Genomic DNA, 12703 nt, shown 5'->3' with positions numbered 1-12703 from the left:
GTACGATGCAATCATGCCCGAACAGCTCGACCTGAACCTGCTGCGCGTGTTCGACGCGCTGCTCCAGGACGGCAGCGTCACGGCGGCGGCCGAACGCCTGCACCTGTCGATCCCGGCCACCAGCCGCGCGTTGGGCCGGTTGCGGCGCGCGATGCACGATCCGATCCTGGTGCGGGCCGGTCGCGGGATGGCGCCGACGCCGTTCGCGCTGCGCACCGCGCCGCGGGTGCGTTCCCTGCTCGACGAGGCGGCGGCCTTGATCAGCGCCGACCGCGAGGTGACGGTCGCAGAGCTGAAGCGCACCTTCACGATTCGCCTCAACGACGGTGTCGCCGCGACCTTGGCGGCGGTGGCGGCCGAGGCCGCCGCGGTGGCACCCGGTGTGACGCTGCGCTTCGTCACCGAGGGCAGCGAAAGCATCGAGGCGCTGCGCGACGGTTCGGTCGATCTCGATATCGGCGTCGGCGATGTCACGGCGCCCGATATCCAGACCGCGGTGCTGTATCAGGAGAGAATTGTCGGCATCGTCCGCGCCGACAGTCCGCTCGGCAAGCACCGCCGCCCCACATTGGCACAGCTGTGCCAGTTTCCGCACGTCTCCGCCTCCCGCCGGGGCCGGGCCCGCGGACCGCTCGACGATGCGCTCGAAGCCGAGGGCCTGCAACGCCGCGTCGCCGCCGTCGTCCCCACCTCCGCCATCGCCGCGCTCCTGGTCTCTGCCAGCAACTACGTCGGATTGGCGCCGCAGCGCCTCGCCGAGCAGTACGGCGAGGCGCTCGGCCTGCGCTGGTTTCCCATCCCCGCAGCCTTGCCCGAGGTCGAGGTACGACTGCTCTGGCACGCACGCCTCGATGCCGATCCCGCACAGCGCTGGCTTCGCGACACCCTGCGGGACGCGGCCGGCTAGGCGCTACGTGTCCGCGTGTTCCAGTTGGGACAGGTTGCCGAACACCGCGACCGCTACCGCCCCGCCGATGGCGAGAACGAAGCCGAGTCCGGCCAGCCAGGCGAGCCCGGGTCGCGAAGTATCGCCGAGCACAAGGACTCCGACGATTCCCGGGATGACGGTCTCGCCGACCACCAGCGCCGCGGTAGCGCCGTTCACCGAACCGAGTTGCAGCGCAACGGTATGCAGGTAGAAACCGCCGATGCCGGCGATCGCGATCGTCCACGCGGCCGGATCGGCGAGCAGCGTCGGCACGTTCAACGGATCGATCCCCTGCACGATGCGCACCGCGATCGCCAAGGCCCCGAACAACATTCCGGCGGCCAGACCCGCGGCCACCGCGCCCCGGGAGCCGAGCCGGCGCACCACGAGCTGACTGCCACCGAACAACAACACCGACGCGATCAGCACGCCCCAGTGCATGACCGGATTGTCGCTGCCACCGCCCTCATGCCCCGCCGCACCGCCGAGCGCCGCCAGCGCGAGGATCACCGCGCAGATCGCCACCCAGTCCCGCAGATGCAACCGGATACCGAGCACGAAGATCCCCAGCACCGCGGTGATGATCAGATTCGCGCTCATGATCGTCTGCGACAGGAACAGCGGAATCAGTCGCGCCGACACCGCATTCCCCGCGAAGCCCAGCACATCCAGCGCGCTGCCGATGATGAACCACACCGTCAACACCGCGGCGACCGTGGAAGCAACCGTGGGCGCACCGGTTTCGGTCACCTGCCCGTCAGCACCTCGCGCCTCCGCCGCCGCGGCGGACCGCCGCGCGGCATACGCCTGCAGCACCGACGCGACCCCATACCCCACGCACGCGAGCAACGCGGCAATCAGACCAATCAGCACACGACCAACCCCATCGACACCACACCCACCGTTTCAGTCACAACCGACGATAACGTCCGTCAACCGCGGCCCAGTCGACCGGCACCGTCGCGGCGCCGTGAACTCCTCCGAGATTAAGTGGACGCAGTGACCGGTTAGGACGTAGTCTTCAGGCATCGAGAAGTGGACGTCATGTCCACTTGGTTTGGAGGCGATGAGATGACGGCGACGATCGGGGCGGTAGGGGTCGGCACCACTCCCCTTGTCCGCGAACACTTTCCGGCCGCGCGCCGGTGGGCGTACCTCAACCATGCCGGGATCAGCCCGATGCCGCAGCCGTCGGTCGATGCGATGCTCCGGCGGGCGACGGAGGTTTCGCTGGACGGCGAGCTCACCTATGCGACGCACAGTGCCGAAATCGAGCGGGTGCGTTCGTCGGCCGGGCGGTTGATGGGAGTGCCTTCGACGGATGTCGCGTTCGTCAAGAACACCACGACCGGGCTCGGGATGATCGCCAACGGTCTGGAGTGGGCTCCCGGCGACCGGGTGCTGGTGCCGGATCTGGAATTTCCGTCGACGCTGTATCCGTGGCTGGCATTGGCGGATCGTGGCGTGCTGGTGGACCGGGTTCAGCCCGAGGGACCGGGTGGGCGGCTCACCGTCGAGGCGTTCGCCGATCGGATTCAGGACGGGCCGCCGCCGAAGTTGGTTGTCACCAGCTGGGTGCAGTTCGGTCGCGGCTGGCGGGTCGACCTCGCGGAGCTGGGCCGGGCATGCCGGGAGGTCGGAGCGTTGTTGTGCGCGGACGTGATTCAGGGCCTCGGCGTGCTCCCGGCCGAATTAGCGCACTGGGGTGTCGATTTCGCGATGGCCGACGGACATAAGTGGCTGCTCGGCCCGGAAGGGTGCGGCGTGCTGTACGTGCGGGGGTCACAGCTGGAGCTGCTGCGGCCACTGGAACCCGGCTGGAATTCGGTCGCGCACCGGGAGGACTGGGACAACCTCGAGCTGGTATTCGACGACACGGCACGGCGTTTGGAGGGTGGGATGCCGAACGTGACCGGTATCGCCGCGCTCGGTTCGTCGATCGACCTGCTGCATGCGGCGGGCATCCCGGCGATCTGGTCGCATGTCGATCGGCTGTGCGATCTGGTGTGCGACGGCCTCACCTCGATCGGCGCGACCGTCTTGTCGGACCGCTCGGCCGATGGACGATCCGGGATTGTCGCGGTGCACCTCGACGGTCCGCCGATCCCGTTGCTGGCCAAGCGGTTACAGGCCGAGGGCATCGCGGTCTCGGCCCGCGCGGGCGGGCTGCGCATCTCGCCGCACGGCTACAACAACGACGAGGATATCGAGCGATTGGTCGATACCGTGGCCACGCTGATCCACACCTGAAACCGATCAGCCGACCATCGTCGGTGCCGCATACTCATGACTATCCCCCTGCCGAGGACCCGTCATGAACGCGTGTGCGTGCGAATCCCTCCCGCATTCCACTGCCTACGGCCCTGGCATTCGCCCAACCCGTAGGAGTCCCCATGGATCTCGCGGCACCCATCTGCGTCGTCGGCGCGGGCCAGAGCGGCATCCTCGCCGCCGCGAAGCTGCGTGACCTCGGCTTCGAGAACATCGACATTCTCGAAGCCGGGGCGCAGCTCGGCGGCTACTGCCAGACCGTCGATGTGGACGGTGACATCTACGATTTCCAGTCACATCTGGTCATTCAGCAGTCGTTCGGCGCGGATATGGCGGGCACGGCCATCGATGAGTTGCTCAGCAATCATCCGGTGCCGACGAAAACCGAGGCGCTGTACTTCGTCGGCAGATCCGATTCCGGCAAACCACAGCTGGCCGTGCCACCACATTTCGTGCCGCTGTTCCAGACGCTGACCGCGGCGCAGACGATCGATCAGCTGGCCGAGGCGTGGAACATCATCGAACGGGCGCTCCGCGACAGGCACGGGCCCGGGGCGAGCGGTGTGGCGTTCGATCGCGTTCCCGGCGAGACCTGGGAGACCTATCGGGCGCGCCACGCACCGCTGGTCGGCGAGGTGCTGCAGGGGCTGGTGATCTACGCCAACATGCGCCGGCCGCGCCAGCCCGCCGAAACCATCATCAATATCAATGCTCATATCTCCGGGCATGTTTCGCAGTTGGCCAAGCTGGTGCTGTCGCTGTATCCGGCCGAGAAAGCGGCGCTGCTCGCCCGGATGCCGCAGTCGCTGGTCGCTCAGTTGACCTCCCATCGACCGGTGAGCCTGAGCTTCCGGGACGGGTTCGTCAGTTTCCTGCGCCGGATAGCCGAGGACCACCGGCTCACCGTCACGGTCAACAGGCAGGTGACCGGCATCGAACCCGTTCAGCCGGACGGGGTTCGGGTGACTTTCACCGCAGACGGCGAGCAGCGCAGTGCGATCTATGCGCGAGTAGTGGTGACCGCACGGCCCGCGCAGATTCGAGAAATGTTCCCCGAGGGGGCAATTCGCGAACTGTTCGCCGAGCAGAACTGCCCGCGCAGGTGGACGCGCAGCTACCTGATCCGGGCGCGCGAAGAGCTCATCAGCTTTCCTCGACGTCCCGATTCCGTTGAGCCCCTTGGCTTCTGGGTGATCGACCCGTACGGCAGCTACACCGACACCGATCCCGAGCAGGCCATGCACCGCATCACCGCGGCCAACAAGCAACACGCGGGCCAGTATTGGGTCTGCTTCAGCAACTCCGACACCTCGATATCCGACGCGCAGGCGTGGTCCCTCGCCAAGGACAGCCTGTTCCTGTTCCACGACCCGGAGCTGGTCGCCGAGACGATCGCCGAATGGCCCGCGTATCCGAGCGCGGCCGCGGTCGGCGACGGCTGGTTCGAACGGGTCGCGGACATCCAGGGACGGCACGGCATCTACTTCGTCGGCGAGATCCTCTCGGGGCCGACCGCGGAATGCATCAGCTCATTCGTTCGTGACGTGATCCCGTTGTGGTTCGAGCCGAGCAATCCTGCGTGACCGTAGCTTCTTCCCATAAGGCAAATTCCCAGTTACCCATAGTTACAGCTAAACTCTCGGGAGAGCCAGCGTTTGTCAGGAGCACACAACAGACCGGAGATTGCCAGCCGAAGGCGGTGGATCGGTGACCAACAGTCGAGGAATGGTTCGCGCCTGGTGGCGGTACCGGATCCATTACCGCTGGCTGATCGCGACGCTCGAATCCCACTCCGCGCTCGGACCGCTGAAGTTCATGGTCGGCTCGGGCGGCATCGTGATGGGACTGATCACCATCCTGGCGCTGATCTCGCACGCCGGTCAGCACGGAGCGGCCGGGCAGGCACAGGCCGTCCTCGTGGTCGTGATGGCGGTGGTGTGGACGCTGCGCTGGTGGTTGCTGCCGTGGCCGAACGAACTCGAGTCGCTGCTCTGGATCGCCGGGGTCGATCTCGCGATCACCGCCAACAATGTGATGATCCAGGACCGCCTGCTCGGCGCGATGGGGTGCGTTCTGCTGGTGATCACCGGCGGATACATCACCATCTTCCACAGTCCGCAGGTCCTGGCCATGCATATCGGCTGGTCAGTGCTGTCGATCATGGCGTTGGCCTACATGATGGTGCACGGCGTGCCGACGACCAACGGACACGGCAAGGGCGATCACGCGCTCGGCATAGTCGTCATTCTGGTAGTCCTCGTCGTGACCGGCGTGCTGCTGCCGATCGTGCACTTCTACAACTGGCTGCTGCGGGTGGACGCGCTGTCGGATCCGCTGACCAAGCTGTTGAACCGGCGCGGCCTCGACTCGCACCTGCCGCGCTTCTTCGGACGCCGCTGCCACGAAAGCGTCTACGTGGTCACCCTCGATCTGGATCGGTTCAAAACGGTCAACGACACCTTCGGTCATTCGTTCGGCGACGAGGTGCTGGTGCGAACGGCCGCGCGCCTGCGGGGCGCGGCGTCACCCGACGCCATCGTGGTGCGCACCGGTGGTGAGGAGTTCATGGTGGTCGGTCACCTGCACGGTGCGGACATCGGTGCTGTTGCGGAGCGACTACGGCACGCGGTCGCCACGACGCCCGGTCTGCCGAGCGGGATCACCGCCAGCGTCGGCGCCGCGGAATTCGAGCCCGGCCGCCATTGCGAACAGCAGCTCGCGACGACACCGCGTCATTTGTTTCGCAGCTCGGACTCGGCCATGTACCGGGCAAAGCAATTGGGCGGCAACACAGTTGTCATCGCCGATCCGCTGGACGGGATGCCGCCCTTGCGCGACTCTCGGACTGCCTGATACTCCGGCCGGACTTCGCGTGCCTGGGCGTCGTCGTTCCTGGATCGGCGGACCGATGAGTTTCGGCCGCGGCAGCGGTCTCCTCAACAGACGTAACCACAGAGGAGTCCCCTTGCCGCTTCATGTTCAACGATCGCCCGAGCACTTGGTCACCGTCGGCGACGTAAACCTGTGTGTAACCACCTTCGGAGACGACGGGCGGCCGCCGGTGCTGCTGCCGAGCACTTCGAGACTGTGCTGGGAAGACCAATTCTGCGACCGGCTCGCCGGTGCCGGCCGGTTCGTCCTGCGTTATGACATCCGCGACACCGGCCGGTCGACGGCCTACGAGACCGGCGCTCCCGGCTACCGCCTGCGCGACCTGGCTTCGGACCTCATCGGACTGCTGGATGTCTTCGAACTTCCGCGAGCCCACCTGGTGGGCTTCTCCGTGGCCGGATGGATCTGTCAGCTCGCCGCCCTCGATTACCCCGACCGAGTGTCGGCCCTGACGCTGATCAACACCCGCTCAACGGCCCCCGGCCCGGCGGACCCGGACCTGCCCGAACATTCGGACCGGGTCATCGAGTTCTTCACCACGGCACCCGCGCCGGACTGGTCCGACCGGGATGCGGTGCTCGACTACCGCGTCCAACAGGACCGAATACTCGCCGGTGCGAACGGATTCGACGAACAGCAGGCACGGCAGCAGGCGGCCCGAATGCTCGACCGCACCACCAACATCGCCGCCAGCGTGCTCAACCTGGCGTATGCCGAGGCGGGCGACCGCTGGCGGGAGCGTCTCGGCGAGCTCGCTGTGCCGACGTTGGTTGCACACGGCACCGACGACCCGTTCTTTCCCTACGGCAACGGACAGGCCTTGGCGCGCGAGATCCCCGGTGCCACCCTGCTCCCGCTGAACGGCATAGGGCACGAACTTCCGGCCACCACCTGGGATCAATTGCTCGCAGCCTTGCTGGCACTCCAGCCGGATTCCGTCCGCTGACCGGGCGATCGAATCGGGTCGACAGGCCGCAGCCCAGGTCGACCCATGCACCGGCCCGCCCCATCGAGGTTGTAGCGCAACATGATTCCGCGAAGTAAGGTAAGCCTTACTACCCCCTTGGAGGTGCCTATGACAACCACTTGGCTTGACACACTGCTCCGGCAAACGCGACGAGCCGGCGACTTCCCGTACCCACATCAGGCCGCATTCCTGCTCGACAATCCGGTGCGACGACTCTTCACCAACCCACGCGACACGATCGACCAGCTCGAACTGACCGGCACCGAACAGGTCCTGGAGCTCGGTCCCGGCCCCGGTTTCTACAGCCTCGAACTCGCACGCAAGCTCACCGACGGCCGACTGGAACTATTCGACATCCAGCCGCAAATGCTCGACAAGGCACGCCGGAAACTGGCGAGCGCCGGATGCGACAACGTCAGCTTCCACAGCGGCGACGCCGGCGCAGGCCTACCGTTCCCGGACGACACGTTCGACGTCGCGTTCCTCGCCGCCGTAATCGGCGAAGTCCCCGACAAGCCCGCATGCATCCGCTCCCTCGCCCGCGCCCTGAAGCCCGGCGGACGACTCGCGTTCTTCGAACACTTCCCCGATCCGGATCGCCTGAGCGTAGCCGAGCTACAGAAACTGGTTGAGCCAGAAGGCTTTTCCCTACTCGACACCCGCGGCAACCGATGGCACGACACCGTACGATTCACCCGCAACCCGAAACTTCTGGATGGCTAGCAGCGTTTGCCCACTTGACGTACGAACCACGCTCTTGACTCGAGCTGCAGCATCAGTCAAGAGCGTGCAACCTACGTCAAGTCGGGCCTGGGGGGCGGGGCTGGTGGATACTCGCTGCTGTGCGCATTGAGATCTGTGTTGAGTCGGTTGGTGGGGTGCGGGTTGCTGAGGAGGCGAGGGCGGATCGGGTCGAGTTGTGTTGTGGGTTGTCGGATGGGGGGTTGACGCCGAGTGTGGCGTTGATCGAGCATGCGGTCGCGCTTACCGTGAATACCCAAGTGCACGTGCTGATTCGGCCGCGGGTGGGCGACTTTCGGTACTCGGCGGACGAGATTTCGGTGATGGTTCGGGATATTCGTGCGGCTCGCGCGGCGGGTGCGGACGGGGTTGTGGTCGGTGCGATCGATGGTTCCGGGGCGCTCGACCCGGTTTGTGCGGCGTTTGTGGATGCGGCCGAGGGCCTGGAGGTCACGTTTCATCGGGCGATCGATGTCAGCGCGTCTTCGGAGCGTGCCTTGGATCAGGCGATCGCTTTCGGGTTCACTCGCGTGCTGACCTCAGGTAGGCAACGGTCCGTTCTGGATGGTGCACCGGTGATCAAAGAGCTGGTGCGGCAAGCCGGTACGGCGATCGAGGTGATGGCATGTGGCGGCGTTCGGCCGTCGAATGCTGTTCAAGCGATTGAAGCGACGGGCGTTTCGGCTCTGCATGCCGCCGTGCGAACCCCGGTTTCCGGGGATGCGGACAGTGCGGCGCTGTTCGCGGGAGTTGGTGTCCCCCAAGGGTTCGACCATTTCGACACCGACCCTGCCGAGGTGGCCGCGCTCTGCGAGCTCGTCCGAAACCGTTGAGTGCGTTGCGGTCCGGCGGCGATCGCCGGACCGCAGTCAGCTCTAGCGGCTCGCTTCGATCAGGCGCTGGCGCAGCCAGGTGAGCGGCGTCGCGCCGCCGCCGACGGCGTAACCCGGGTAGCTCTGGTGGATACCGGATTTCAGGAAGTCGTCGACCTGACGCTTGCGTTCTTCGTAGGCCGAGTTGTTGAGCTGGTCGGCGAGCAGGCCGAGACCACCGGCGGCGAGGGCGTCGGCGATGAGCTGGTTCGCCTGCTGCTGGTAGTTGCCGAACAGCGCGGGGTTGGGGTTGGAGATTTGGGCGAACAGGCCGGCGAAGCGGGCGGCGAAGTCACCGTCGGGGGTCGCGCAGTAGAGATCGCCTGCGGCGCAGAAGGTGTAGGTCTGCGGGCTGAGCCAGCCGAAGCCGCCGATACGCGGACCGCCCGCACCCGCACCCGCGACGGGCGGGCCGATCAGGGTGTCGGTGGGCGAGCGACGCGGATCGGAGATGAGTCCGACGAGCGAAACGCGGTTGGGCGACACGACTCCGAGTCCGGTGCCGATCTCGGCGGCCAGATCTCCGGCCGCGTCCGCACCCTGGCTGTAGCCGAGCAGCGCGAATCGGGTGTTGTCGCAATGCTGCGCCATCGTGGCGATCAGGCCGCGCGCGTGGTCGATGGCTTCGCCCTTGGAACGACCGTAGACGTCGCCCTCCCACGGAAACGCGGTCGCGGCATACACCACATAGTCCGTGCGGACGTTGCCCGGCAAGTTGTCGGCGACCGCGGCGAGCATCCCCTTGCCCGGATCGGTGTTCGAGGTCTCCCAGGTACCGGGAACCGCTACGACATACATTTCGGGGCAGTCCTGCGGGGCGGCCTGCGCGGTCGCGGTGACGCCGATCGGTAGGGCGGTCGTGACCAGCGCAGCCGCACAAGCGGCGGTGTTCTTCCATCGCGATAACATCGTGTACTCCGTGTTCACTGCCGGGCATTGCCCGGTCGGCGAAGGCGCTCGGTGTCCGTTTGAGCGCCGATGACTGTCTTTTCTTCAGGTGGATACTTCAAGTTGTCGTCGGGAACGTCCCCGCAGCTAGGGATCAGTGTCCCCAGAAAGTCCGTCCGGCGCCAGCCTGTTCGACAGTACGTGCGGAGTATTCGCGCTAACGCCCGGATTTCGAGTTGGTGACAGGTCGGCACAGATCAATGAAAGTCGCACCGAGCCAGTCGGTATACGCGTCGTGGGTCCAGCCCGCATCGATGACGAGTCGCGAGTGAACATCTGGCAGCTGCGAGTTCCACACCAGGTCCGCGGTTTCCTGGACTGATCGTTTCGGCGCGATGAGTCCGCGCTCGATCAGACCTTTGAGGATGTCGGCGGTCTGCCCGCGCATCCGCGCGAGGTGTTCCCGGTGGTAGTCGGCCACGTCGGCATCGCTGGTCGCGGCGGCGGTGATGATGCGCCAGAGTCCGGCGACGCGGGCGTTGTTGTCAGCGATCCAGCGGGCGAGGCGGCGGATGGCTGCGGCGATGTCCGGCCGATTCGATCTGGAGCACATCTTCCGGCGACCGGCGGGCGCGCACTTCACGGCGCTGTCGGCGATGCCGTCCGCCGATGTCGTCGTCGGCGACACCTGGGCGGTCGCGGTGCCGTGGCTGCATGAATCGACCGGGGTGCCCACCGCGACGATCGGCGTCAATCCCCTGCTGTTCCCGAGCATCGACGCGCCGCCCGCCGGCTTGGGCATGACACCGATCGGCGCTCCGTTCAATCGGGCGCGCAATAGATTCCTCGACACGATCGTCCGTAAGGTCGCGCTGGCACCGTCCGTGCGGGTGGCCGACGATGTCCGTCGACAGATCGGCCTGCCACGCGCGCGGCGAAACCCGTTGGCCTACGCGGCACGAACCCAGCTCTACTTGCAACTGTCGCCACCCGAATTCGAATACCCGCGCCGCGACCTCCCCGAGCACGTCCACTTCCTCGGCTATCCCATCGCCGAATCGACCGCCTACGACAAGCCTGCATGGTGGGACCGGCTCGACGGACGCGTCGTGCTCGTCACTCAGGGCACCGTCGCGGTGGACCCCGCCACAGTGTTGCGCCCAACCCTCGCGGCGCTCGCCGACCGCGACGTATTCGTGGTGGCGGCGACAGGTGGCGCGCCGGTCGAGTCGCTGGATCCGTTGCCCGACAACGCGGTTGCCGAGCGTTTCATCCCCTTCGACGAATTGTTGCCGCACGTAGACGTTTTGGTCACCAACGGCGGATTCGGCGGCGTACAGCGAGCCATCGCGCACGGCGTCCCCCTGGTCGTCGCGGGCACCACCGAGGACAAGAAGGACGTCAACGCCCGCGTCGCCCACTCGGGCGTCGGCATCGACCTCCGGACCGAGACACCGACTGCCGCAGCGATCGGCACTGCGGTCACGACCGTGCTCGCCGACGACAGATACCGCAAAGCGGCAGTGCGCGTGCGTGATTCAGCGCCGAAGGAGAGCCCCGCCGGTCGCGGCACCGACCTCTTGGAGCAACTCGCGGCGCAACGCACCCACGAACCTGTCGCCGAGCGAGGCCGCTGACCTCAACGCAGCAGGCCCGCGATCAGCGCCATCAGTGCCCGCTGCGCCTCGACCCGCGCGGTGCGCGGATCGGGTTCGTGCGCGACGATCAGCCCCGCCTCGGTGACCGCGCTGAGCAGCAACTGCGCCAGCATCGGAATCGGCGCGTCGACGATCAACCCTGCGGCACGGGCGCTTTCGAGCTGCGAGACGATCAGGCCGAGGCCGTGGCGGGCCTCGAATTCCCGCCACGCCTGCCACCCGAGCACCGCGGGCGCGTCCGAGAGCGCGATCCGGACCATCTCGGGCCGCTGGCAGATCTCCAGGAAGACACCGAGCCCGATCGCCATGGTGGCCAACAGATCATCCGGCGCGGGCGCCGCGGCGATCGCCGCCTCGATCTCCTCGGTATTCTCCGTCTCCAGCTGCGCGAGCACGGCCAGGAACAGGCCGCGCTTGTCGCCATAGTGATAGTTCAACGCGCCGCGGGTGACGCCCGCGGCGATGACGATCTGCTCCGCCGAGACGGCGGTGAAGCCGTCCTCGGCGAACAACTTTCGGCCTGCCTGCTCCAGCACAGTCCGAGTACTACGCGAACGTTCTTCTTGACTACGGTGTTGCATGGAGCCGAGTGAACTCCAAAATAAGCTCGGTAAGCAACTCCGGTTGGTCCTCAGGGCTCGCGGTATAGGAATCTTCTATGAAACGCAAGGTGGCATTCGGCAGCTCCTTGACGAGCCGTTCGGCCAGCGGAATCGGGAACAGCTTGTCGTCCCTGGCCCAGGCGAGCAGCACCGGGATCTTGATCTCCGGATAGTGCTCGGCGGCCGCGAGGGTGTAGCGGCTGCTCACGGCCCTCAGGAAGCGGCGCAGGTCGCGCCGGATGGCGCCGGAGTTGCGGCTCGGCAGCAGGTAGGAGTCGATAACGTCATGCGGCACAGGATGTTTGGCGACCCAGCCGAGCGCGATCGGCAGCGGGTGCAGCGCCCGGATGCGCAGCAACTCGGTCACCGGGCGAATAGAACCGGGAATCCGCGCGATCGGCGGCAGGATGTTGAACGGCGGCGGCAGGAATCGGTCGTAACAATCCACCGAATTCAGCACCACCCGGCCAATCCGATCGGTGCTCCGGCTCAGCAGCACCTGCACGATCGCGCCGCCGGTGTCGTTGGCCACCAGGGTGACGTCGGTGAGGTCGAGCGCGGTCAGGAAGTCCGCGATCCGGTCGGCCAGCCCGGGCAGCGAGAGGTCGGCGTCGGGCACCGGGATCGAGTGCGCACCGAGCGGCCAGTCGGGGCTGAGGCAGCGATGCCCCGCCGCGGCGATCGCGGGCACCACCTTGCGCCAGAGATTCGCGTTGACGAGCAGCCCGTGCACGAAGACCACCGGCGCGCCGGATCCCGTGTCGTAGTATCGAATTCGGCCGCCGGGCAGATCCACCTCATGTGCCGGGCCGAGCGAAGTACTGTGTCCCATGTTCCCTCCGGTTTGGTAGGCACCTTGAAATTTACATACATACCGCATGTAT

General features: G+C 66.5%; 13 protein-coding genes. 8 read left to right on the top strand and 5 right to left on the bottom strand.

Annotation, left to right across the window (positions count from 1 at the left end; translation table 11 throughout):
• Positions 1-13: 13 nt before the first annotated feature.
• On the top strand, positions 14-907 hold the full coding sequence (locus tag ACFWF1_RS11355) for a LysR family transcriptional regulator (RefSeq protein ID WP_379281673.1): 894 nt from the start codon (positions 14-16) through the stop codon (positions 905-907).
• 3 nt (positions 908-910) lie between these two features.
• Here the strand turns inward: ACFWF1_RS11355 and ACFWF1_RS11350 are convergent, their stop codons facing one another.
• Positions 911-1801, bottom strand: a complete 891-nt coding sequence (locus ACFWF1_RS11350) for a hypothetical protein (RefSeq protein ID WP_379281672.1) — start codon at positions 1799-1801, stop codon at positions 911-913.
• Between the two features lie 198 nt (positions 1802-1999).
• On the opposite strand from ACFWF1_RS11350, the gene ACFWF1_RS11345 reads away from it, so the two are divergent.
• From ACFWF1_RS11345 to ACFWF1_RS11320, 6 genes are all read left to right on the top strand, one after another.
• Positions 2000-3178, top strand: coding sequence for an aminotransferase class V-fold PLP-dependent enzyme (locus ACFWF1_RS11345; RefSeq protein WP_379281671.1), 1179 nt, complete (start codon positions 2000-2002; stop codon positions 3176-3178).
• Positions 3179-3321: 143 nt separating this feature from the next.
• Positions 3322-4782, top strand: coding sequence for an FAD-dependent oxidoreductase (locus ACFWF1_RS11340; RefSeq protein WP_379281670.1), 1461 nt, complete (start codon positions 3322-3324; stop codon positions 4780-4782).
• 124 nt (positions 4783-4906) lie between these two features.
• Positions 4907-6052, top strand: a complete 1146-nt coding sequence (locus ACFWF1_RS11335) for a diguanylate cyclase domain-containing protein (RefSeq protein WP_379281669.1) — start codon at positions 4907-4909, stop codon at positions 6050-6052.
• A gap of 112 nt (positions 6053-6164) precedes the next feature.
• Complete coding sequence (locus tag ACFWF1_RS11330; protein ID WP_379281668.1) at positions 6165-7037, top strand: alpha/beta fold hydrolase; 873 nt, start codon at positions 6165-6167, stop codon at positions 7035-7037.
• Positions 7038-7166: 129 nt separating this feature from the next.
• Positions 7167-7781: a class I SAM-dependent methyltransferase gene (locus ACFWF1_RS11325; RefSeq protein ID WP_379281667.1), complete on the top strand. Its 615-nt coding sequence runs from the start codon at positions 7167-7169 to the stop codon at positions 7779-7781.
• A gap of 119 nt (positions 7782-7900) precedes the next feature.
• Complete coding sequence (locus ACFWF1_RS11320) at positions 7901-8632, top strand: copper homeostasis protein CutC (protein WP_379281666.1); 732 nt, start codon at positions 7901-7903, stop codon at positions 8630-8632.
• A 42-nt stretch (positions 8633-8674) separates the two neighbouring features.
• Here ACFWF1_RS11320 and ACFWF1_RS11315 read toward each other — a convergent pair whose 3' ends face one another.
• Together ACFWF1_RS11315 and ACFWF1_RS11310 are read right to left on the bottom strand one after the other, a co-directional pair.
• A complete protein-coding gene (locus ACFWF1_RS11315) occupies positions 8675-9580 on the bottom strand; it encodes a cutinase family protein (protein ID WP_379281665.1) in 906 nt (301 codons plus the stop codon).
• Positions 9581-9776: 196 nt separating this feature from the next.
• Positions 9777-10172, bottom strand: a complete 396-nt coding sequence (locus ACFWF1_RS11310) for a hypothetical protein (RefSeq protein ID WP_379281664.1) — start codon at positions 10170-10172, stop codon at positions 9777-9779.
• Between ACFWF1_RS11310 and ACFWF1_RS11305 the strand changes: the two genes are divergently transcribed.
• Positions 10144-11196 (top strand): glycosyltransferase, encoded by a 1053-nt coding sequence (locus ACFWF1_RS11305; protein WP_379281663.1) that lies wholly within the window; start codon positions 10144-10146, stop codon positions 11194-11196. The genes ACFWF1_RS11310 and ACFWF1_RS11305 overlap by 29 nt on opposite strands.
• A 2-nt stretch (positions 11197-11198) precedes the next feature.
• Here ACFWF1_RS11305 and ACFWF1_RS11300 read toward each other — a convergent pair whose 3' ends face one another.
• Together ACFWF1_RS11300 and ACFWF1_RS11295 are read right to left on the bottom strand one after the other, a co-directional pair.
• Positions 11199-11753, bottom strand: coding sequence for a TetR/AcrR family transcriptional regulator (locus ACFWF1_RS11300; RefSeq protein WP_379281662.1), 555 nt, complete (start codon positions 11751-11753; stop codon positions 11199-11201).
• Positions 11754-11784: 31 nt separating this feature from the next.
• The gene (locus ACFWF1_RS11295) at positions 11785-12651 is read right to left on the bottom strand and encodes an alpha/beta fold hydrolase (RefSeq protein ID WP_379281661.1); all 867 of its coding nucleotides are present in this window, start codon (positions 12649-12651) and stop codon (positions 11785-11787) included.
• Positions 12652-12703: the final 52 nt, after the last annotated feature.

It is taken from the genome of Nocardia sp. NPDC060255 (genome assembly GCF_042727395.1).
Taxonomy (GTDB): domain Bacteria; phylum Actinomycetota; class Actinomycetes; order Mycobacteriales; family Mycobacteriaceae; genus Nocardia.
Note: the sequence above shows the minus strand (reverse complement) of the source record. Positions and strands in the feature narration are given on the sequence as shown.